General features: G+C 42.9%; 22 protein-coding genes. 18 read left to right on the forward strand and 4 right to left on the reverse strand.

All coding sequences use genetic code 11. The annotated features are described in order from the left end of the window. Window positions 1–82 precede the first annotated feature (82 nt). The 12 genes from K9M52_RS13575 to K9M52_RS13630 all read left to right on the forward strand — a co-directional run bounded on the left by K9M52_RS13575 (window position 83) and on the right by K9M52_RS13630 (window position 11,286). Window positions 83–409, forward strand: coding sequence for a HesB/IscA family protein (locus K9M52_RS13575; protein ID WP_224068971.1), 327 nt, complete (start codon window positions 83–85; stop codon window positions 407–409). A gap of 30 nt (window positions 410–439) precedes the next feature. Further along, window positions 440–1,924 (forward strand): Fe-S cluster assembly protein SufB, encoded by a 1,485-nt coding sequence (gene sufB, locus K9M52_RS13580; RefSeq protein ID WP_224068972.1) that lies wholly within the window; start codon window positions 440–442, stop codon window positions 1,922–1,924. A 66-nt stretch (window positions 1,925–1,990) separates the two neighbouring features. After that, the gene (gene sufC / locus K9M52_RS13585; protein ID WP_224068973.1) at window positions 1,991–2,740 is read left to right on the forward strand and encodes a Fe-S cluster assembly ATPase SufC; all 750 of its coding nucleotides are present in this window, start codon (window positions 1,991–1,993) and stop codon (window positions 2,738–2,740) included. 98 nt (window positions 2,741–2,838) lie between these two features. Further along, the gene (sufD, locus tag K9M52_RS13590) at window positions 2,839–4,179 is read left to right on the forward strand and encodes a Fe-S cluster assembly protein SufD (RefSeq protein ID WP_224068974.1); all 1,341 of its coding nucleotides are present in this window, start codon (window positions 2,839–2,841) and stop codon (window positions 4,177–4,179) included. Window positions 4,180–4,320: 141 nt separating this feature from the next. Next, window positions 4,321–5,556, forward strand: coding sequence for an aminotransferase class V-fold PLP-dependent enzyme (locus K9M52_RS13595; RefSeq protein WP_224068975.1), 1,236 nt, complete (start codon window positions 4,321–4,323; stop codon window positions 5,554–5,556). 41 nt (window positions 5,557–5,597) lie between these two features. Beyond that, window positions 5,598–6,041, forward strand: coding sequence for a SufE family protein (locus K9M52_RS13600; RefSeq protein ID WP_224068976.1), 444 nt, complete (start codon window positions 5,598–5,600; stop codon window positions 6,039–6,041). A gap of 45 nt (window positions 6,042–6,086) precedes the next feature. Next, window positions 6,087–6,401, forward strand: coding sequence for an iron-sulfur cluster assembly protein (locus K9M52_RS13605; protein ID WP_224068977.1), 315 nt, complete (start codon window positions 6,087–6,089; stop codon window positions 6,399–6,401). 19 nt (window positions 6,402–6,420) lie between these two features. Next, window positions 6,421–6,867, forward strand: coding sequence for a DUF3592 domain-containing protein (locus K9M52_RS13610; protein WP_224068978.1), 447 nt, complete (start codon window positions 6,421–6,423; stop codon window positions 6,865–6,867). Window positions 6,868–7,046: 179 nt separating this feature from the next. Beyond that, entirely contained in the window at window positions 7,047–8,084 is a 1,038-nt protein-coding gene (locus K9M52_RS13615; RefSeq protein ID WP_224068979.1) for a LacI family DNA-binding transcriptional regulator, read from the forward strand. A gap of 9 nt (window positions 8,085–8,093) precedes the next feature. Next, window positions 8,094–9,275: a galactokinase gene (galK, locus tag K9M52_RS13620; RefSeq protein WP_224068980.1), complete on the forward strand. Its 1,182-nt coding sequence runs from the start codon at window positions 8,094–8,096 to the stop codon at window positions 9,273–9,275. A 116-nt stretch (window positions 9,276–9,391) separates the two neighbouring features. After that, window positions 9,392–11,071, forward strand: coding sequence for a sodium:solute symporter family protein (locus K9M52_RS13625; protein WP_224068981.1), 1,680 nt, complete (start codon window positions 9,392–9,394; stop codon window positions 11,069–11,071). Window positions 11,072–11,082: 11 nt separating this feature from the next. Beyond that, complete coding sequence (locus K9M52_RS13630; RefSeq protein ID WP_224068982.1) at window positions 11,083–11,286, forward strand: hypothetical protein; 204 nt, start codon at window positions 11,083–11,085, stop codon at window positions 11,284–11,286. Window positions 11,287–11,413: 127 nt separating this feature from the next. Here the strand turns inward: K9M52_RS13630 and K9M52_RS13635 are convergent, their stop codons facing one another. The 3 genes from K9M52_RS13635 to K9M52_RS13645 all read right to left on the reverse strand — a co-directional run bounded on the left by K9M52_RS13635 (window position 11,414) and on the right by K9M52_RS13645 (window position 13,703). Then, window positions 11,414–11,932, reverse strand: a complete 519-nt coding sequence (locus K9M52_RS13635; RefSeq protein ID WP_224068983.1) for a hypothetical protein — start codon at window positions 11,930–11,932, stop codon at window positions 11,414–11,416. Window positions 11,933–12,116: 184 nt separating this feature from the next. Further along, a complete protein-coding gene (locus tag K9M52_RS13640) occupies window positions 12,117–13,349 on the reverse strand; it encodes a nucleoside recognition domain-containing protein (protein WP_224068984.1) in 1,233 nt (410 codons plus the stop codon). A 96-nt stretch (window positions 13,350–13,445) separates the two neighbouring features. Then, a complete protein-coding gene (locus tag K9M52_RS13645; RefSeq protein ID WP_224068985.1) occupies window positions 13,446–13,703 on the reverse strand; it encodes a hypothetical protein in 258 nt (85 codons plus the stop codon). 681 nt (window positions 13,704–14,384) lie between these two features. On the opposite strand from K9M52_RS13645, the gene pfkA reads away from it, so the two are divergent. Then, entirely contained in the window at window positions 14,385–15,368 is a 984-nt protein-coding gene (gene pfkA / locus K9M52_RS13650) for a 6-phosphofructokinase (protein WP_224068986.1), read from the forward strand. A gap of 127 nt (window positions 15,369–15,495) precedes the next feature. Further along, window positions 15,496–16,995, forward strand: coding sequence for a pyruvate kinase (gene pyk / locus K9M52_RS13655; RefSeq protein WP_224068987.1), 1,500 nt, complete (start codon window positions 15,496–15,498; stop codon window positions 16,993–16,995). A gap of 124 nt (window positions 16,996–17,119) precedes the next feature. Here the strand turns inward: pyk and K9M52_RS13660 are convergent, their stop codons facing one another. Then, window positions 17,120–18,274, reverse strand: coding sequence for a hypothetical protein (locus K9M52_RS13660; protein WP_224068988.1), 1,155 nt, complete (start codon window positions 18,272–18,274; stop codon window positions 17,120–17,122). A 160-nt stretch (window positions 18,275–18,434) separates the two neighbouring features. Between K9M52_RS13660 and K9M52_RS13665 the strand changes: the two genes are divergently transcribed. From K9M52_RS13665 to fmt, 4 genes are all read left to right on the forward strand, one after another. Beyond that, on the forward strand, window positions 18,435–19,022 hold the full coding sequence (locus K9M52_RS13665; protein ID WP_224068989.1) for a thymidine kinase: 588 nt from the start codon (window positions 18,435–18,437) through the stop codon (window positions 19,020–19,022). Window positions 19,023–19,067: 45 nt separating this feature from the next. Continuing rightward, window positions 19,068–19,721 (forward strand): heme exporter protein CcmB, encoded by a 654-nt coding sequence (locus tag K9M52_RS13670; protein ID WP_224068990.1) that lies wholly within the window; start codon window positions 19,068–19,070, stop codon window positions 19,719–19,721. A 102-nt stretch (window positions 19,722–19,823) separates the two neighbouring features. After that, complete coding sequence (locus K9M52_RS13675) at window positions 19,824–20,258, forward strand: hypothetical protein (protein ID WP_224068991.1); 435 nt, start codon at window positions 19,824–19,826, stop codon at window positions 20,256–20,258. A gap of 99 nt (window positions 20,259–20,357) precedes the next feature. Next, window positions 20,358–21,293: a methionyl-tRNA formyltransferase gene (gene fmt / locus K9M52_RS13680; RefSeq protein WP_224068992.1), complete on the forward strand. Its 936-nt coding sequence runs from the start codon at window positions 20,358–20,360 to the stop codon at window positions 21,291–21,293. Window positions 21,294–21,432: the final 139 nt, after the last annotated feature.

Below are 21,432 nucleotides of genomic sequence, written 5' to 3' on the forward strand. Positions count from 1 at the left end.
TAATCAATTTCTCTTTGTAACTTTGCACATCGAAACAAAGAAGAGGCTAGAATCTGAAAGGATTGCCAAAAAAGGAGGAACAATGATTACCGTTTCTGATGCAGCAAAGGCCTATATTGACAAGTTACAAGGAGAACAGCCTGATAGTAAGGGTAAGTTTATCCGCGTAGGGGTACGTGGCGGAGGTTGTTCCGGCCTGGAATATCAGCTCGAATTTGACAGTGAAAAAAGGCCGGATGATCAGGTATTTGAGGATAAAGGGGTTACGGTTCTGGTGGATCGAAAAAGCCTGTTGTATTTATTCGGAACTGAATTGGATTATTCAGGCGGCCTGAATGGAAAAGGACTTTTTTTCAATAATCCGAATGCGACCAGAACCTGCAGCTGCGGCGAGAGTTTCGCAGTGTAGTGTATCGTACTATTAAATTTATTTTTCGAAATGGCGAATAAGGAAAAAGATGAGGATATATTAGAACAGATATCCAATCAGGAATATGAGTTCGGTTTTTCTACCGATATAGAGATGGATGTTTTGCCAGCCGGTTTAAACGAGGATGTCATCCGTTTTATTTCCCAGAAAAAAAATGAACCTGAGTGGTTGCTGCAATGGCGCCTGAAGGGACTACATACTTTCGAGCGTCAGCCGATGCCCGAATGGCAAAATTTTGAAATGCCTGAGATCGATTTTCAGGGGATTTCATACTATGCGGCACCCAAAAAGAAAAAGAAGCTCGGTAGCATGGATGAAGTAGATCCGGAATTACTGGCAACTTTTGAAAAACTAGGGATCCCCTTGAATGAGCAAAAGATTCTCGCGGGAGTAGAAGAACTGGAAGGCGAAAAACCACAGGTAGCCGTAGATGCAGTTTTTGACAGTGTTTCTGTTGCAACTACCTTCAAAGCTGAATTAAGTAAACTGGGCATTATTTTCTGTTCTATCAGTGAAGCTGTACAAGAGCATCCTGAATTGGTTCGTAAATATTTGGGAACAGTGGTTCCTTATTCTGATAATAAGTTCGCGTCCTTGAATACCGCGGCATTTTCTGACGGTTCCTTTGTCTACATCCCGAAAGGAGTACGCTGCCCGATGGAACTTTCCACTTATTTCAGGATCAATACCGAGAATACAGGTCAGTTTGAAAGAACGTTGATTATTGCTGATGAAGGCGCTTATGTCAGCTACCTGGAAGGTTGCACTGCACCAAAAAGAGATGAGAATCAACTACATGCAGCGATCGTCGAATTGATCGCCATGGATAATGCAGAAATCAAGTATTCTACGGTGCAGAACTGGTTTCCGGGTGATAAAGAAGGCAAAGGCGGTATTTATAATTTTGTAACCAAAAGAGGGGCCTGCAGAGGTAAAAATTCCAAGATTTCCTGGACGCAAGTCGAAACCGGGTCTGCTATTACTTGGAAATATCCTAGTGTTATTTTACAGGGAGACAACTCTGTCGGAGAGTTCTACTCAGTGGCGGTGACTAAGAACAAGCAGATCGCTGATACCGGTACTAAGATTTATCATTTAGGAAAGAACACCCGTAGCCGGATTATCTCTAAAGGTATTTCTGCCGGATTTGGACAAAACAGCTATCGTGGATTGGTCCAGGTCGGAGCGAAAGCAGAAGGTGCACGTAATTTTACGCAGTGCGATTCCCTTTTGATCGGAGATCTATGTGGTGCACATACTTTCCCATACATTGAGTCAAAAAATAATACGGCGACCATCGAACACGAGGCAACAACTTCCAAGATTGGTGAGGATCAGATTTTCTACCTGAACCAGAGAGGAATTGACACCGAACAGGCGGTTGCCCTGATCGTTAATGGTTATGCGAGAGAGGTGCTTAATCAGCTTCCCATGGAATTTGCTGTTGAAGCGCAAAAACTTCTTAGTCTGACCCTTGAAGGTAGTGTGGGTTAATTATAATATAATGACCGACACTTTTATTATTATTTCATCGAATATTAAACATAGCAGAATCATCGAATGTTAAGCATTAAAAATTTATACGCATCTGTCGAAGATAAACAAATATTAAAAGGGATCAACCTCGAAGTAGGTGCCGGTGAGGTACATGCGATCATGGGCCCTAACGGTTCCGGTAAGAGTTCCCTGGCTTCTGTACTCGCAGGCCGGGAAAATTATGAAGTGACTGAAGGCGCTGTTGAAATGGATGGTAAGGACCTGTTGGAACTCTCTCCTGAAGACAGGGCCCGTGAAGGCCTGTTCATGGCTTTTCAGTATCCGGTAGAGATTCCAGGTGTATCGAATATTAATTTCCTGAAAACAGCATTAAATGAAATCCGGACTTATCACGGTAAAGCGCCTCTGGATGCCAAAAGTTTTCTGCAGTTGACAAAAGAGAAACAAAAATTAGTCGAGTTTGATGCCAAGCTGGTAAATCGTTCGCTGAATGAAGGATTTTCAGGAGGAGAGAAAAAACGCAATGAAATTCTGCAGCTAGCCATGCTGGAACCCAAGCTGGCTATTTTGGATGAAACAGATTCAGGGCTGGATATTGATGCACTGCGAATTGTCTCCAATGGCGTGAATAAGCTCCGCTCTAAAAACAATTCCTTTATTCTGATTACCCACTACCAGCGTTTACTGGAGTATATCGTGCCTGATTTTGTTCATGTGCTTTACAATGGCCGTATCGTTAAATCCGGGGGAAAAGAATTAGCCCTTGAACTGGAAGAAAAAGGGTACGACTGGATCAAGGAAGAAAATAAGTAATTTTTATGTATAGTCGGTGTTACGTGAACATACATCGGCACTATGTGATGTAACTGTTGATTAAAGTGGTTATGTTACGTTATAATAACTCAAATTGTATGTCTCAACAAGTAGTCGAAAATTCTTTATATGACAATTTGATTAAAGAATTTGAACAGACTTATCAGAAAAACCAGGGGGAAGAACCCGAAGCACTTCTTCAGAAAAGAGAAGCGGCATTGGGTGCCTTCCAGTGTGCAGGGATTCCTACAATCAAAAACGAAGAATGGCGCTTCACTAATCTGGCGCCCTTTCTGAAAGATAATTATCAAATGCAGCCCTCAGGTATCCTGAGTAGGGAAACTGTTGAAAAAGCAATTTCGAAGGCGCGGATCAAAGGGCTGGATGCCTATAAACTTGTTCTGGTCAATGGTGCGATCGATTTTAGTTACAGCGAACTGCCGGAACAAATGCAAGGGTGGACCTTACTATCAGTTGCAGATATTAGGGGTACAGAAAGTTTTGCCAACCAGGTAAACAGCAGTTTGCCTATTGAGAAATTTCCTTTTGCAGCTATAAATACTGCCTGCTTTACCGATGGTTTTTATTTAGAGCTGCAAAAGGATTTCAGGTTGGATAAGCCCTTGCAGGTCATTCATGTGTACGGTGACACCGAATGTCTTTTCCTGCAGCCCAGAAATATCATCAAAGTCCGCCGTGGTGCTTCTGCAGAAGTACTGGAGTCAAGTGTCTGTGTATCCGGGCAGGTCTTATTTGTCAATGGTGTGACAGAGATCCAGGTGGAAGAAAATGCACATTTTAAACATGCTCATCTTCAGGTAGGACGCCCCCAGGAACGCTGGATCATGCATACACAGGTACAGCAATTAAGGGATAGCCGTTATGATAATTACACGATAACTTTACCACAGGCAGACCTCGTACGCAATAATTTGAATGTGAGTCTGGATGGACCAAACACTGAGACCCATCTGTATGGTCTTTATATGGTGGAAGATAAGCATCTTGTTGACAATCATTCATTAGTGGACCATCGTCATCCGAACTGTATGAGCAACCAACTGTATAAAGGAGTGATTCTTGACGGCGGTAAAGGCGTTTTTAACGGTAAGATCTATGTCCACCGTCCAGCCCAGAAAACCAATGCTTTCCAGCAAAACAATAATCTATTATTCAGCCCGAATGGCACGATCAATTCTAAGCCACAGCTGGAAATTTATGCAGATGACGTTAAATGCAGCCATGGTAGCACGGTAGGCCAGTTTGATGAAGAGGCATTGTTTTATTTACGTTCCCGCGGTATAGGGGCAGAAACAGCCCATAGTCTTATGGTTACAGCCTTTGCTTTTGATGTGACCAGTAAGATCGAAAATGAGGCGTTGCGGGATCATATCGAGCACCTGATCGAAAAAACGATCTCTTCCGCTCAGCAGCTATAATATTTACCGCTTCCTTATGTGAAAGGAAGTATAATAAGGAGCCGGGGAGACCATACTCCCCGGCTCCTTTGCTAATAACCATCAGGTAATTTTATATTACCTTTGTTATACCCTATATTATCCATCATTTGAATGATTAAGATGTCTACAATATTAACCTCATCAGAAATAAAAGAGATCCGCAGGGACTTTCCCCTGCTGGAACAAAACATATATGACCACCCGCTGGTTTATCTGGACAATGCGGCTACTACACAGAAACCCCGCCAGGTGCTGAACCAGCTTGAACGGTATTACAGGCAATATAATAGCAATGTCCACAGAGGGGTACATCATCTAAGTCAAGTGGCGACAGATGCTTATGAAGAAGCAAGAAAAACAGTCGCTGCCTATATTGATGCCGGTGATGATAAAGAAGTCATTTTTACCAAAGGGACCACAGATGGAATCAATCTGGTCGCCAGCAGTTTTGGCAGAACCTTTTTGCAACAAGGCGATAGTGTGATGATTACTGCTATGGAACACCATTCTAATATTGTTCCCTGGCAGATGATCTGTGAAGAGCGAGGCGCTATCTTAAAAGTCATTCCGTTTAATACATATGGCGAATTAGAGCTGGATAGAATGGATGAATTACTGGATGATTCCGTTAAGATAATAGCACTGACTTACGTATCCAACTCACTGGCTACAGTCAATCCGGTTAAAAAGATCATCGCTACAGCCCATGAGAAAAATATTCCGGTATTGTTGGACGGTGCACAGGCAGTTCAACACATGCCGGTCTCGGTAAGAGACCTGGATGTCGACTTTATGGTCTTTTCCGGTCATAAGATCTATGGACCTACAGGCATCGGTATTCTTTATGGTAAGCAAGAGTGGCTGGATAAACTACCGCCTTACCAAGGCGGAGGGGATATGATCAAAACCGTTACCCTGGAAAAAACGGTCTACAATGAGTTGCCTTTTAAATTTGAGGCGGGAACACCGGATATATCCGGTGCGATTGGTCTGGCGGCCGCCTTAAAATATGTCGAAGATATTGGTATTGACCGAATTCATGATACGGAAGCCGCTCTGATGGAATATGGGCTGACCCGTCTGCAGTCTATTGCTGGATTTAGGCTGATCGGACAGGCAAAAGACCGTGCAGGAGTAATCTCCTTTCTTCTGGGAACAGCACACCCTTTTGACACCGGGGAGCTGTTAGATAAACAAGGTATTGCTGTTAGAACCGGGCATCATTGCTGTCAGCCGGTGATGGATATATTCGGTATTCCCGGTACGGTGAGGGCGTCCTTTGCGTTTTATAATACAAATGAAGAAATTGATGCCTTGTTTAAAGGACTGGAAAGGGCTGCAAGGATTTTACTGTAAAAGAAGTGTTCAATAAAAATACGCTGGAATTAATATTAAAAATGGCAACAGAAAATATAAATAATACGATAGAGGCCGCTCAGGAAGAGATCATTGAAGAATTTGCCTTTCTAACTGACTGGATGGATAAATATGAAATGATCATTCAAATGGGTAAGGAATTGCCGATGATTGATGAACAATATAAGCTGCCGGAAAATCTGATTAAAGGCTGCCAGTCACAAGTCTGGCTACATGCGGATTTTAAGGATGGAAAATTGTATTTTACGGCGGATAGTGATGCATTGATTACTAAGGGATTGGTAGCCCTGGTTGTCCGGGTCCTTTCGGGGCATACACCCAAGGAAATCATTGCCAGTGATTTGCATTTTGTGGATGATATTGGCCTGAAAAGTCATTTGTCCCCTACCAGGTCCAACGGCTTACTTTCCATGTTAAAGCAAATCAAGCATTATGCGATTGCGTTTAACACCTTACAGCATTAACTGGTGCAGATAACTCCGGTATTTTTTTGATTAAAAAGAACAGCTATGTCAAACGAAATTACACTTAGAGATCAGATAGAAGATACATTACGTACAGTATACGACCCCGAAATCCCCTGCAATATCATGGAACTGGGACTGGTGTATAAAATTGAAGTAAAGGAAGATAATGTTGTATTTATTACCATGACGCTTACAGCGCCTAATTGCCCTGTTGCAGGTGATATTGTCAATGAAGTCCAACAAAAAGTTCAAGATATCCAGGGTGTCAAAGAAGCGCATATTCAACTCACTTTTGATCCCGCATGGGACAAAGACATGATGAGCGATGAAGCGAAACTGGAACTTGGATTTATGTAAAATTTAAAGACAAGATTACTTGAATAAAACCCTGTTTCTCATATTTATTGTTGTATTTGGGTTATATATCCCATTTAGCCGGACACCGGATTACTTTGATGGTCTGAAAACACCGGCTACGATTCGGTACAAGTTAGATAGCAATAGTCATAAACAGGCACCGTTCGCAGAATATACACTTAATGGTCAGACCAACTACAGTGTGCCTGCGGGTTATCTGTTCAGATCATATAAGGAAGGTGAAAAGGTAGTCGTTATCTATGAAAATGCACGACCACAACAAGGGGCAATATATAGCTGGTGGGGGTATTGGATTACATGGAAGGAACTGCTGTTTTGCCTGGTAGGATATATCGTGCTATTCCAGGCGGCAAAATCAATTGTAAATGAGCCCGCTCCTGAAGCCATGCAAGAGCTCAGGGATCATGAGAAAAAGCCGAAGATCAGAAAACGACGATATAAGTAAGTACTATTGTATACTCCTTGCAATTATGATAGGTTAAGGTAGCCGCAATTGATATATCTGGTTTTGCTCCAAATTTGCCAGAAATGGGCCTGCCATTAAAAGAAATTAAAAATTTTGCCGTTATTTTTTATTTTATTAATAATTCTCCTTTATCTTAGCCAACGTAAACGTTTGCATAGGTGAATAAAAAAATAACAATTACCGATTTAGCAGAATATCTGGGAACCACCCCCGGAACTGTCTCTCGTGCGCTAAATAACCATCCGGCTATCAGTGACGCTATGAAAAAAAAGGTGCATGAACTGGCGGACAAGATGCATTATAAACGCAACCAGATCGCTTCTTCACTCAGGTTAGGCAAATCTTATACCATAGGTGTGCTGATCCCAAGTGCAGACATCAACTTTTTTGGTTCAGTCGTACATGGTATAGAAAGTGTGGCTAATGAAAATGGCTACCGCATCTTGTTATTTCAGACGAATGAAAGTTACAAATCAGAGATGGAAGGGCTGGAGGCTCTGCTTTCTGCACATGTGGATGGTATTCTGGTGTCTATTGCCAAGGAAACCATCGATTATGGTCACTTTACTGCCGCCAGAGACATTGGTATGCCGTTGGTATTCTTTGACCGGGCCAAGGAAGGGCTGGATATTTCCTCGGTGGTGATCGATGATTTTAACGGAGCTTATTTGGCTACTGAGCATCTGATTGAACAAGGCTACGAAAGAATAGCACATATTGGCGGACAACAACACATAAAAGCATTTAACGATCGGTTTAATGGTTACAAGGCCGCACTTAAGAAATATAAAATGCCCTTTAAAAAGTCCTGGCTTTTTGATGGAGATGTTTCCATCGCTGCAGGAAAGGAAGCGATCAATTATTTCTTTAAACAAAAAGAGGTACCGGACGCTGTCTTTGCGGTCGAAGATTACTCTGCGTTAGGAGCTATTAAAGAGTTAAAAAGCAGAAAGATCTGCGTGCCGGACGCATTTGGTGTTTTTGGATTTGCCAATGAGTTATTTGCCGAACATTTAACGCCCAGCCTCTCGTCAGTAGACCAACAAACTGTTATGATGGGTAAAGAGGCGATGAGCTTATTGTTATCCATTATTGATGCAAAAAAAGGGCAGCCTGCCTGCAAAAGTATTATTTTAAATCCCCTGTTATACAAAAGAGAGTCCTCTCAAAGAAAATCCAATCATCAAAGCATATAAGTTAAACAAATGCATTCCATCATTAATAACATTCAACAAAAATTTGAAGAGAAATTTCAGGAAAGACCGCTGATCATACGAGCCCCAGGCAGAGTAAACCTCATAGGAGAGCATACCGACTACAATGACGGTTTTGTGTTACCTGCGGCGATCAATAAAGCGATTTATTTAGGTATGTCCGCAAGACAGGATGATCGTATTGAACTGGTTGCGGTTGACCTGAATGAGTCCTATACGGGCAGCGTTAACAATATCGAACAAAATAACCAACACTGGACCCTTTACATTTTGGGTGTCGTGGATCAATTGCAGAAAGCCGGCCTGAAGGTCGGTGGGTTCAATTGCATCTTTAGCGGAGATATTCCACTTGGAGCCGGATTATCTTCCTCTGCTGCTTTGGAATGTGGGGTTGCCTTTGGTTTGAATGAACTCTTTTCACTCGAGCTGGATAAAGTCCATATGGTGAAGATCGCACAGTGCGCCGAGAATGAATTTGTCGGTGTCCAATGCGGCATTATGGATCAGTTTGCTTCCATGATGGGTAAGAAAAATTTTGTAATACAACTGGATTGTCGGTCTCTGGATTATAGTTATAACCCTATTGAGATGGAGGGAGTAGACATTGTTTTATTTGATAGCTGTGTCAGTCATTCTCTGGCCTCTTCTGAGTACAATACCCGCAGACAACAGTGTGAACAGGGCGTACAGTTGATCCGACAAAAATATCCGGAAGTAAAAACACTCAGAGATGCCACTCAGGAAATGTTGGATGAACTGGTAAAAGATCAGGATCCCGTGGTATATCGAAGATGTCGCTATGTCGTTCAGGAAAACAGACGGTTGCTGGAAGGCTGTGAAGATCTCAGAAGAGGCGATGTCGCTTCATTTGGCCAGAAAATGTTTGCTACACACGACGGCCTGAGCAAAAATTATGAGGTAAGTTGCCCAGAACTGGATTTTTTGATCGACTGCGTTAAAGGTCATCCTGACGTGTTGGGGGCCCGTATGATGGGTGGTGGTTTTGGGGGATGTACGATTAATCTGGTCAGAAAGGAAGCGATCCCCGAGCTGATCAGGAGCGTTTCTCAAAAATATGAGGCAGCTATGGGTAAAACACCCAAAGTATATGTGGCAGAAACAGAGGCAGGCGTAAGTGTCGTACAGCAACAAGAGACTGCCGCGGCAGATTAGAGACTGACTAAATTCAATCTATTATTGCATCCTTTTAATAAAATCAAAATCTGTAAAGCAGGCCATGCTTTAAAATCCCGAAAGGATCATAAGGCATTGTCTTAAACTTTAAACCAATGAAATTAGAACTGAATCTGGTCGATTACCTGGTCATTCTGACCTATTTCGTTTTTGTACTGGGCATCGGGTATGTGCTCAAACGAAAAATGAAAACCTCAAATGACTTCTTAATGAGCGGTCGGTCAATCCCCATGTGGGTGGCCTCTCTGGCCTTTATTTCAGCCAATCTGGGCGCACAGGAAGTATTGGGGATGGCTGCTTCCGGGGCCAAGTATGGCCTCTTTACTACTCATTTTTACTGGTTGGGGGCAGCCATTGCCATGGTATTCTTGGGCATATTTATGATGCCGTTTTATTATGGCAGTAAGGCAAGGAGCGTACCCGAATATCTGGCCCTGCGTTATGATGAAAAAACAAGAGGTTTTAATGCCATTACTTTTGCCATCATGACCATTTTCTCATCCGGTATTTCTCTGTACGCCCTGGCTATTCTTTTAGAAGCCATGTTGGGCTGGAGTTTTAGCTCTTCTATTATTGTCGCTTCCATTATCGTATTGGGTTATACCTATTTGGGAGGGCTTACCTCTGCGGTCTATAATGAAGTACTACAGTTCTTTTTAATAGTTCTGGGTATCGCCCCATTAGTATATATCGGCCTGCATCATGTGGGTGGCTGGGAAGGTATCAAGACTAGTCTGGAAGGCACGAATTTACTGCATGTCTGGAAAGGGATGGGCAGTGCAGCAACCAATCCGTTAGGCACCAATTATGGAAGCCTCATCTTTGGACTCGGTTTTGTATTGGCCTTTGGGTATTGGTGTACGGATTTTCTGGTGGTGCAAAGGGCAATGGTTACCAAAAACATCAACGATGCGCAGATGACACCCATCTATGCAGCCATACCTAAGATTTTCATGCCGGTTATCGTGATTTTGCCGGGCATTATTGCCCTGGTGTTGATGAAAACCGATGCCAGCTATACACTCCCTATGGCAAAGGGAGGTGGTTACGATTATAACATGACACTTCCTTCACTGTTACAGCATTTTTATCCCAACGGTTTACTGGGAGTGGGCTTAACCGCACTTATCGCTTCTTTTATGAGCGGTATGGCCGGTAATGTGACAGCCTTTAATACAGTATTTACTTTTGATATCTATCAGTCCTATATTAAAAAGGGTGCCTCGGATAAGCATTATCTGAATGTAGGCAAAGCTGTGACGGTGTTTGGCATCGCTGCTTCGGTAGCGACCGCTTATCTGGCTCGTAGCTTTGACAATATCATGGACTTTTTGCAATTGGTGTTCGGCTTTATCAATGCACCGCTATTCGCTACATTCTTTCTGGGCATGTTCTGGAAAAAAGCGACTGCCAATGGCGCTTTCTATGGCCTGATCAGTGGTACCCTTGCAGCGGCCGCAACGCATGGGCTGACAGTTGCAGAAGGTAAAGGGGGATGGCTGTCTCACCTATTGGGTACGCAACCGCTGTATGAATATGGCTCTTCAATGGGGCAGAATTTCAATATTGCCTCTGTTGCTTTTATCAGTTGCTTTCTGGTGACCTGGCTGGTAAGCCTGGGAACAAAACGCCGCAAAGAGTCTGAACTGGTAGGGCTGGTTTATTCTCTTACGGAAAAACAGAATACGGGGCACTATGTCTGGTACAAGAGCCCGGTGATTGTGGGTTCTCTGGTCGTCATTGCTACCATTATCTTTAATATCATCTTCTATTAAACGCATCAATTATGGAAAATAACAGTATGGATTTACGCTCCGTTATAGGCTGGTTTTTTATGATCATCAGTATTCTGCTTTTGATTGCCTCTTTTACAACGAAAAACGGCAGTGAGATCAACCGGATTACCGGCGTCACTTTTCTGATCTTCGGCGGGGTGATGTATTCCCTGGCACGTTTTAGCAAGAAAAAAGCAAAAACGACAGAGGACTGAGAAGCCCCAGGTGGTAATTGGTAGTTGAGTGCTTTAAAAGGTCCGCCGCTTCTATCATTGAAACGGCGGACCTTTTAGCTGTAGTATGTTATGTTGGATTGACCTTTACTTGTAAAGAACAAATGGATTATTTCAGGTTAAATACCCTTCTGACTTCATTGTAATCCTCTTTATTGACATTTTTGTGGGCATTATACAAGGAGCTTGGTATCGATACAACCTTGATCTGTATCTGATTGCCGTCAAAGGTAGATGGGACACCTGAGTTATCGCTATATGGAACGGCCGTTAATAATACGTAGCCGCCCTGCGTGTCATCTCCAGATTCCGCCAGAAAATCAAAAGAATGCCCCTTGTCATCTGTCCGGGTCAAACTGGGCGCTAGTTCATAGGAATTACCGCCGTTAAAGGAATAATAGATCCAGACAGCACCCATATCGGTTATGGATTCAGTAATTTCAGTCATATCAAAAGTGACGTCATAATTGCCAGCATCATTACTCAACCAGTCTGAGGACTTGACATTAAAAACAGAAGTCAGAGCCTGGGGATCGTCTGGGTAAACTGGGTCGTTATCTTTGCTACAGCTAAACAGTACCACGCTGGCACAGAGTATGGCCGCTATGGAAAATAAAGTCCTTTTCATAAAAGTGTTATTTAATGGTTAATGTACTTATTTTATTGAATCCGTTAAAATTGCCCAAACCCGTAATTTTCCAGGACGTCCGTCAATATGGGGCATTAATCATGCCTAAATTTCTGATTGTCTGGATTTTTCATCGATCTATCGATTACCTTTTGGATGTTATTTATTTACAAAAGATTAATGGTTAGTGAAAAAATATATAACCTATTGCGATCGCTCCGAGCACACCCAGGATGTCCGCTGCCAGCCCCACCCAGACCGCATATCTGACCTTTTTAATGCCCACACTACCAAAATACAGGGCAATAATGTAAAAAGTTGTGTCAGCTGAGCCGTTAAAGGTACAGGCCAGCTTCCCGACAAAACTGTCCGGTCCGAAAGTTTGCATCGTATCAATCATCAGCCCTCTGGCGCCGCTGCCGCTAAATGGTTTCATGATGGCAACAGGCAGGGAAGGTACAAAGTCCGTATTAAAGCCGATCGCATGAATGATATAGCCGATACCATCTGTCAGGTAGCCCAGTGCTCCACAATCCCTGAATACCCTGATTGCGACCAGCATACCGACTAAATAGGGAATGATCTTTACGACGATGACCCAGCCTTCTTTAGCCCCATCAATAAATGTATCGAAGACCGAAACCTTTTTATAGGCTCCTGCTATAATGATTAAAATGATTACTAACAACAGCACCAGGCTGCCGGCGATTTTACTAAATACTTCTTTGCCCGCCGTACTCATCGTCCCTACTCCGATCAATAGTCCGACAATAAGTGCAAATATGCCAAGCAGCCAGCCAATCAGTACAAAATCCCATTTAATTTTTTGTTTGAGACCAGTAACTAAGATTGCCATAAGTGTTGTAAAAACCGTACCTAATACACAAGGTATAAATATACTGGCGGCTTCCTGGGAGCCGGCAGCCAATCGGTAAGCAATAATTGACAGGGGTATCAATGTAAGCCCACTGGTATGTAATACCAAAAACATGATCTGGGCATCACTGGCTACGTCTTTTTTAGGATTGAGTTCTTGCAGGCTTTCCATGGCTTTTAAGCCGAACGGCGTTGCGGCGTTATCCAGCCCCAGCATATTGGCTGAGAAATTCATCACCATTTCTCCCATAGCCGGATGATTTTGCGGCACCTCAGGGAATAAACGACGCATAAAAGGGTTTAATATCCTGGCGAGTCTGGCTATCGCGCCTGCCTTTTCTGCGATTTTCATAAGTCCAAGGAAGAAAACCATAGTACCTGCCAGCGGGAAAGCCACCTGTGTGACAGAAGTCGTGGCACTATCAAAGATGCCATCAGTTAACCTCTTGAAGATCTCGATGTCTCCCAGAAAGAAGAATTTGATCAGCGCTATCACAAATGCAATGACAAAAAAGGCTATCCAGACAATGTTTAAAGCCATGTATGCTGCTTAAGTTATTGATTTTGTAAAAATAGTGGATTTATAAGGTAAGCCAAAAATGAATTCGACTATTTACATCGTCGGTAAAGCTACTGGCTACATTTTGTCCTTTTCCTTGTTTTTGAGGTAGTTTTTGCGTAGTTGATTTACATTAATGAGTATTGCGATCACAAATACAGCCAATACCAAAAAGAATTTATCCGAATATCGCTGGCCCTCATGGTAAAGAAACATCATAAAAATGCAGATTGCACCGATTAAAAGCATAAGCCAGCAATAAATATTGCTATGGGTCACTTTCTCAATTCTTTCCTTGAGGTCGAATGGTTGCTCCGTGTGCGGATCTGTAGACATACGATTCTATATTTTTAAATCAGTTATTTTGCGTGTGCTTCATTGAGGCTCCAATAGTTGCAGAAATACGCACGGAAATCCACAATTTATCGAATAAAGCGCCCTAAAATACTCAATTGGCGACTCACCTGATGGTGCCGAAGACGCCTCTTTAATCGGCTGCGTTGACCCTGCTATATATTGGGTCATGCATGAGATGATCTTGAAACTTTTTTAACCGATTCCGTAAATGGTTCACTCCTTTTTATTTGGTTCAACCATATGTGAAGCTCTTTGCGGTCAAATATAATCAATATATTGGAATTTAAGCGGTTAGCAGTTTGATACGTTACAGGCCAGATGAGTGGCCGGCATTATTGCAAATTTAGACAAGCAACTTGTTATTGAATTTTTAACCCAGCTCCCCCCGATGGATTTTCACCGGAAATCTTCGTACCTTTTCACCTCATTTATATTGTGATGCTAACGTAGCTTTGACATTCTTGAAATGGTGCGGTGAAATCCAAAAGCCATATTAGATATTGCCGGCAACAGACAGGTACAATTCGCTGAAACGCTTTGCTAATAGGTGTTAGGCAAAAAATATAAAGATAGGTTTTCGGAAAATTATATTCCTTTTTGTACTTTCGCCTCTTGTTGGAAAATCAGCGCAAACGTTACCATATATTATAATTTTTTCAAATGTCTAAAAAAGTCAGTAAAATAGCGATTCTAACTTCCGGGGGAGATGCACCTGGAATGAATGCCACAATCAGGGCAGTTGTACGTACCGGTGTTTATATGGGACTGGAAGTGTATGGTATTATGCGGGGGTATAGCGGGATGATGGAAGATGACATCTTCCAGATGGACTCCAGAACAGTGGCAAATATCATTCAGAGAGGTGGAACTATTTTAAAGTCAGCTCGTTGCAGAGAGTTTTATACTGAACAGGGCAGACGGCAGGCTTATGAAAATCTCAAAAAAAGAGGCATTGATGGCCTGGTCGTTATTGGCGGCGACGGTAGTTTTACCGGTGCCATGAAACTACAAAATGAATTTGGGCTACCCGTAATTGGTCTTCCGGGTACAATAGATAAAGACTTATATGGTACGGATTTTACTATTGGTTTTGATACAGCCTGTAATACCGCCGTTCAGGCCATCGATAAGATCCGTGATACAGCCGATGCACATGACAGGCTTTTTATTGTAGAAGTAATGGGGCGGCATGCGGGTTATATCGCATTACATAGTGGTATTGCCACGGGCGCTGAAACGATATTGATCCCGGAGGCGGCGACCAATATCGAGGATGTAATCAGCTCTCTTTCTGAGAAGGAAAAAAGAAAAAAGCTGGTGAATATCATTGTGGTTGCAGAGGGCGACGCATTTGGGGGGGCAAACGAAGTCGCAAAGATTGTTCGTGAGCGACTCCCTAATTTTGATACCAAAGTGTCTATTTTGGGACATATCCAAAGAGGTGGATCGCCAACCTGTATCGATCGCCTAGTGGCCAGCAGAATGGGATACCATGCAGTAGAAGCCTTGATCGAAGGGAAATCCAATGTTATGGTCGGTATTATCAATAATGAGATCGTCTACACACCGTTGGAGGTTGCCATCCGCGAAAAGGATTCGGTGGACGAGAATTGGTTACGTATCGTGAAGATATTGGCTAGTTAAAAGAACTAAAAGAAAGGCGCAGCGTATCAGACTGCGCCTTTTGCTCGTACATTCTTTTTAAGGGTATCGGGCGTGTTCTTGAAAGGATGACATGTATATTTTTTAATGACAAAAACAAATGGTGAAAATGTCTAAAAACGTAGAGAAATATTTACACAAAGAAATGGATGCTGAAGCAGGGATTCTGCATAATGTTCATAAAACAAAAATAGTGGCGACTGTAGGACCGGCCTGTGAAAAATATGAACAGCTACTGGCTCTGGTAAAGGCAGGGGTAAATGTTTTTCGTTTAAACTTTTCTCATGGCAGCCATGAAAATAAAGGAGAGATCATTGACCGTATCCGTAAAATCAATGAAAAAGAACCTTATAATGTTGCGATTCTGGGTGACCTGCAGGGACCTAAGTTGCGCGTGGGGCAGATCGAGAATAATAAGCTGACGATCGCTCCGGGAGATATCCTGACTTTTACTTCCACAGAAAAGGTTGTGGGTACAAAAGAAAAAATATATGTTTCCTATCCCAATCTACATAATGATGTGAGTGTGGGAGAGAAGATCCTGATTGATGATGGTAAATTAGAAGTCGTGGTTACTGAGGTGAACAAGGACAGTGGTGATGTAAAGGTAAAGGTAACCTATGGTGGCGATTTATTGCCCAATAAAGGCGTTAACCTGCCGGATACGGAGATTTCCTTGCCGGCCATGACGCCAAAAGATATCGAGGATCTGGATTTTATTATAGCCAGGCAACTGGATTGGGTAGCATTGTCCTTTGTTCGTAAAGCAGATGATATTGTAGATCTTAAAAGGAGAGTCCAGGAACAAAACAGCAAGATCAAAGTAATGGCAAAGATCGAAATGCCTTCTGCCATGGATGATTTGCGTAACATTGTCAATGAATCCGATGGGGTGATGGTTGCCCGTGGAGATCTGGGTGTTGAATTGCCTGTGGAAAAAGTACCTATGGCACAGAGGGAAATCATCCGTAAATGCATCCACAGATCAAAACCGGTTATTGTGGCTACTCAGATGATGGAATCGATGATGGATAGGACTAAACCTAACAGGAGTGAGATTACTGATGTTGCCAATGCAGTATTGGAAGGTACGGATGCTGTTATGCTAAGTGGTGAAACGGCAATGGGTCATCATCCTGTACTGGTGGTAGAGACGATGCGTAAGATCATCATGGAAGTAGAGCGTACCGATTATTATTATGATAGGGAAGAAGATCTGAAAGTAATAGCCCATTCTCCTACCATGTTGAGTGATGCGATTTGCTATAATGCCTGTAAGATTGCCTCTGAAGTGAATGCCAATGCATTAGTGGGTATGACCCAGAGTGGCTATACCGGGTTTAGAATTTCCAGCTACCGTCCAAGAACGCCCCTGTATATTTTTACCAAAGAACAGCAACTGGTCAATCAGCTGAGCCTGAGCTGGGGGGTCCGTGCTTTTTTCTATGATGAAGAGGAAAGCCTGGATGAAATTGTCAATGACCAGATCAATATCCTTCGGGAGCGGCGTTTTATTAAATCAGGTGATATTGTGGTCAATACGGGCAGCACACCCGTAGAACTGCATTTACCAACCAATATTCTAAAGATTACCAAGGTTACCGACTAATCGACCCGGTTTAGTTTGGATATATAATCAGACAGCCTGCATACGATATCTGTATCGTATGCAGGCTGTCTGATTATATATCTGCCTTTAAGCGGCAACAAGCAATTCTCTGTTCTGGCCCCGGTCACATAAACCTTCTTTTGATAAGTTGCTCAAATTGTTGCGTGATAGGATTTTGTGTGTCCCATCCGAGTTTCAGTCGAAGCTCTCTTTCTGACCAGGCATGTGCTTCGTGAAAATTATTGAACTTATTCAGCGTGATGATACTGCGCTCATACATCGACTCATCCCCACGGAATAGTTCACTGATATAAAGATACCGGTCGTTCACACCAATGGCACTGGAGAGGTTTTCAATAGGCGTACTTTGCATTTTGTGAGCCCATTCTTCCTGCGGCTGTCCCAATTGTTCATTAAGTTCTCTGTATTGTTGCTGCTGATAATTATTATTGTGACTGGAACTAAGATCCTTTATGAGTGGTTGATTTTGAACGAGTGTGGGCGCTTCTCCCGCCATGCCATAATCGGCCCAAGTGCTGAAGTTATCGGAAATAAAGGCCAGATGCCTTTTTTTCTCTTCTTCCGTCTGCGTGATCTGCAGCGGGTTAGATACCTGACGTGGTGTATTTTGGTCAAAATCAGGCGCTTGTTCAACCGGCACCTGTATTGAAGCTGCCGGTTGCTGTACTATCTGCTCCCCGGTTTCAGATTTACGCGCTGAAGAGTCGGTGAAAACAGGGGGTATTTCAGGATGTTGCTGAATGTCCGGGCTGTTGTTTGGGACACTGGTGGGGTATTCAGTTGCCGTTAGAGGCGAGATGGCTTCCTCTTGTTCTTCTGCGAGAGGAAACAGTTCTTTCTGGACTGGTTCCGGATCATGGTTGCGTGCTGGTAAGCTTTTTTCTGCTGCCGGTGTCAGTATTTCGGTCGGGGGCACCGGTATGTTTCCAAAGCTATGATTATCAGCGGCCTCACTGGGTTTTGCTTCTGTAATAATGGTTGGTGGTTGTAAAGTGGAAGGACTGCCTGCTCGAACAGCAGCTGAGCGTTCCTCCGAGGGTACATGACTAACAACAGGTTTGCCGCTAAACGGCATAACTACGCTTACATTGCCGTTTTTATGAGGTATATTGCTCTTATTTGCGTGTATATATTGAAGCTCAGCAACAATCAGTTGCGCAGTAGACAGCATGCTATGTGTACTGCCTTCGGCGGCTTGAGATTGTAATGAATCTATTAGTCTATGTACTTTTTCCAGATTTATTTCCTGGTTTTCCATAATCAAATGCAGAGGGTTTCCTGAATATATAATATTTTTGACCTTTTAATCCGAGTTTTAAAGTTACAAAGGAATTTACTCAGTGGGGAGATTCATTTACATTATTTTATATAGGAAAATGTTAATATATAGATGAACGCCCCAAAGAAGGGATTTTAATATGTTCATAGAGCCAAGTTTAACAGGAGACAGAAGGGGATGGATAGAAGTGATCTGTGGGTCGATGTTCAGCGGAAAGACTGAGGAACTGATCCGCCGATTGAAACGTGTCCAGATCGCTCATTTAAAGGTGGAAGTCTTTAAATCTTCTGTCGATACACGATACAGTGAGAAAGAGGTGGTCAGCCATGACGAAAATAGCCTTCATAGTACATCCGTAGAGAGTTCACAACATATTTTGTTGCTGGCTCAGGATGCAGATGTAATAGGTATTGATGAAGCGCAGTTTTTCGATCCTGAAATCATTCATGTCTGTGAAATGCTCGCAGCCAGAGGTGTACGGGTCATTGTGGCGGGGCTGGACATGGATTATAAAGGTAACCCTTTTGGCCCCATGCCGGCCCTGCTGGCCATTGCGGATTATATTACCAAACTTCATGCGATCTGTGTAAAATGTGGTAATATCGCCAGTATCTCTTTTAGGAAAGCAGCTGCTCAATCTCAGGTGCTCTTAGGTGAAAAACATGAATATGAACCCCGTTGTCGAAAATGTTATGAAGAGGGTATGAAAGGTCAGGTCCGCTCCTGATCCAACCGAACAAATTGAACGTCTAAACATCCAAATCAGTAAGCTTTGAATCGTTATGTTATTGCACTCATTAAGAAGGATTTACTGCTGGAACTCCGTCAGCAGTATACCCTTTATGGCATTTTCTTATATGTTGCGTCAACCATCTTTGTAATCTATATCACGATGGGCCAGCCAGAAGAACAGGTATGGAATGCTATGTTCTGGGTGGTCCAGCTTTTTGTCGCTGTCAATGCTGTTGCCAAGAGTTTCTTACAGGAGTCCAAAGGAAGGATGTTGTATTTTTACGCTATTGCAGGTGCCCGGGATTTTATCTTATCTAAAATCATTTTTAATGGGCTGCTGATGATGGTAATGACGATCCTGAGCCTGGGATTGTTTACTTTACTATTGGGCAATCCTGTTTATAATATGTGGCAGTTCATTGGGCTGTCATTGCTGGCTGGCTTGGGACTCAGTTTTATTTTTACTTTCCTGGCAGCGATCGCGGCCAAGGCTCAGCAACAGGCAGCGCTGATGGCGGTCATGGGATTCCCGATCATTGTTCCGCAACTACTTTTACTGGGTAAAATATCTAAAATTGCTTTTTCTCCGGCCTTGTATCAGGGACTTATGTCTTTTATCGGGCTCTTGATTGCTTTTGACATATTGATCATCGTGTTGGCCTTGATTTTATTCCCCTTTCTCTGGAAAGACTGATGTCTTTTGACTATAAAGCGCCATGCGGCGCAAACTTTGTCTTTTTAAAAGCCGGTTTTGGAAATAAATGAGTAATTTCGCTCTAAACAAATAAGGGAAGAAATGCTAAAAGGATTACTGGATCTGCACAACTTATTACGTTGGCTGATTTTGATTTTGCTCTTGGTCAATATCATCAAGAACTATGCGGACCTTAAAAAACCGTTTGCCAAAGCTCATAAAAAACTAGGGCTATGGCTAATGATCTGTGCGCATATAACACTGTTGGTAGGGCTCGGAATACTGGCTGTGGATCTGAGCGCCCTGGCAGACAAGTCTGGTATCATGTCCAATGAGGCATTAAGATTCAAATTTGTGGAACACCCTGTGGCAATGATTATTGCTATCGTGCTGATCACTATTGGTAAAGGAGTGGCTAAAAAAGACATATCTGATCTTAAAAAGCACCGTAAAGCAGCTACGCTGTTTCTTATCGCACTTATTCTTATTCTCATTATGATACCTTGGTCGACCTCATCACTGGTTCCCGGTATGTAAAATATATATGGAGGATAAGGAGGTTTTAAATGACTGCTGACAAAAATTGAAGCGGGCGTTTAAAACCTTTTTAATTTTAATCACTACACAACAAAAAAAATGCCCGCACTAGCAGATATCAGAATTGTATTTATGGGAACCCCGGATTTTGCCGTTCCGACGCTTAAAAGACTGGTGGAAGAGAATTTAAATGTCGTTGGTGTGGTTACCGCACCTGATAAACCTGCTGGGAGGGGTATGCAATTGCAAAGCAGTGCGGTTAAACAATTTGCAGTCAGTGTAGGGCTGCCAGTATTACAGCCAGAAAAGCTCCGTGATCCGGCTTTTCTGGAAGCATTATCTGGTTTGAAAGCTGATTTACAAATCGTCGTGGCTTTTAGAATGCTGCCCGAAGTGGTCTGGAATATGCCTCCCATGGGGACGGTCAATCTCCATGCATCTCTTTTGCCGCAGTATAGGGGAGCTGCACCTATTAACTGGGCTATTATTGAGGGGGAAAAAATAACAGGACTCACTACCTTTAAGTTGCAGCATGCCATTGATACTGGTAACATTTTATTGCAAATGGAAATGCCCATCGCCAATTCCGAGGATGCTGGATCGCTTCATGACAGAATGCAGCAAGCGGGTGCAGAGTTGGTTTTTGAGACTGTGAAAGGCCTGGTGACGGGCACATTACAAGAGCGGCCACAGCCAGAAGCAGCGGTGCTGATGCCTGCTCCCAAGATCTTTAAAGAAACATGCAGGATCGATTTTAATCAGCCTGCTCAGCACATTTTTAACCTGATTCGAGGATTGTCGCCATTCCCGGCCGCCTATACGGAGTTGGATGGTAAGATGTTTAAGATCTATCAGGCCCATATTGAGGTAGGTAAGCCTGGACTGAAACCTGGCGAGTTGTCAACAGACGGAAAGACCTATCTCGGGTTCAGTTGCCTGGATGGTTTTATTGCTGTTGATCAGCTTCAATTAGCTGGTAAAAAGAAAATGTCGGCTATCGAATTTTTAAGAGGGTATCACTTTGAGCATAAATAGATGACTGGTTTATTTTAGGGAATATTTATAAAGGACGGGTTAAAACCACTCCTGGAAATTATCAAACCTTTTTTGCAGATGCCGGGCCGTTCAACATGGAAATCCCTTACATTTGCGAGAACTAACGTTAAAATTCAAG

It is taken from the genome of Arachidicoccus terrestris (assembly GCF_020042345.1).
In the GTDB taxonomy this organism is placed as follows: domain Bacteria; phylum Bacteroidota; class Bacteroidia; order Chitinophagales; family Chitinophagaceae; genus Arachidicoccus; species Arachidicoccus terrestris.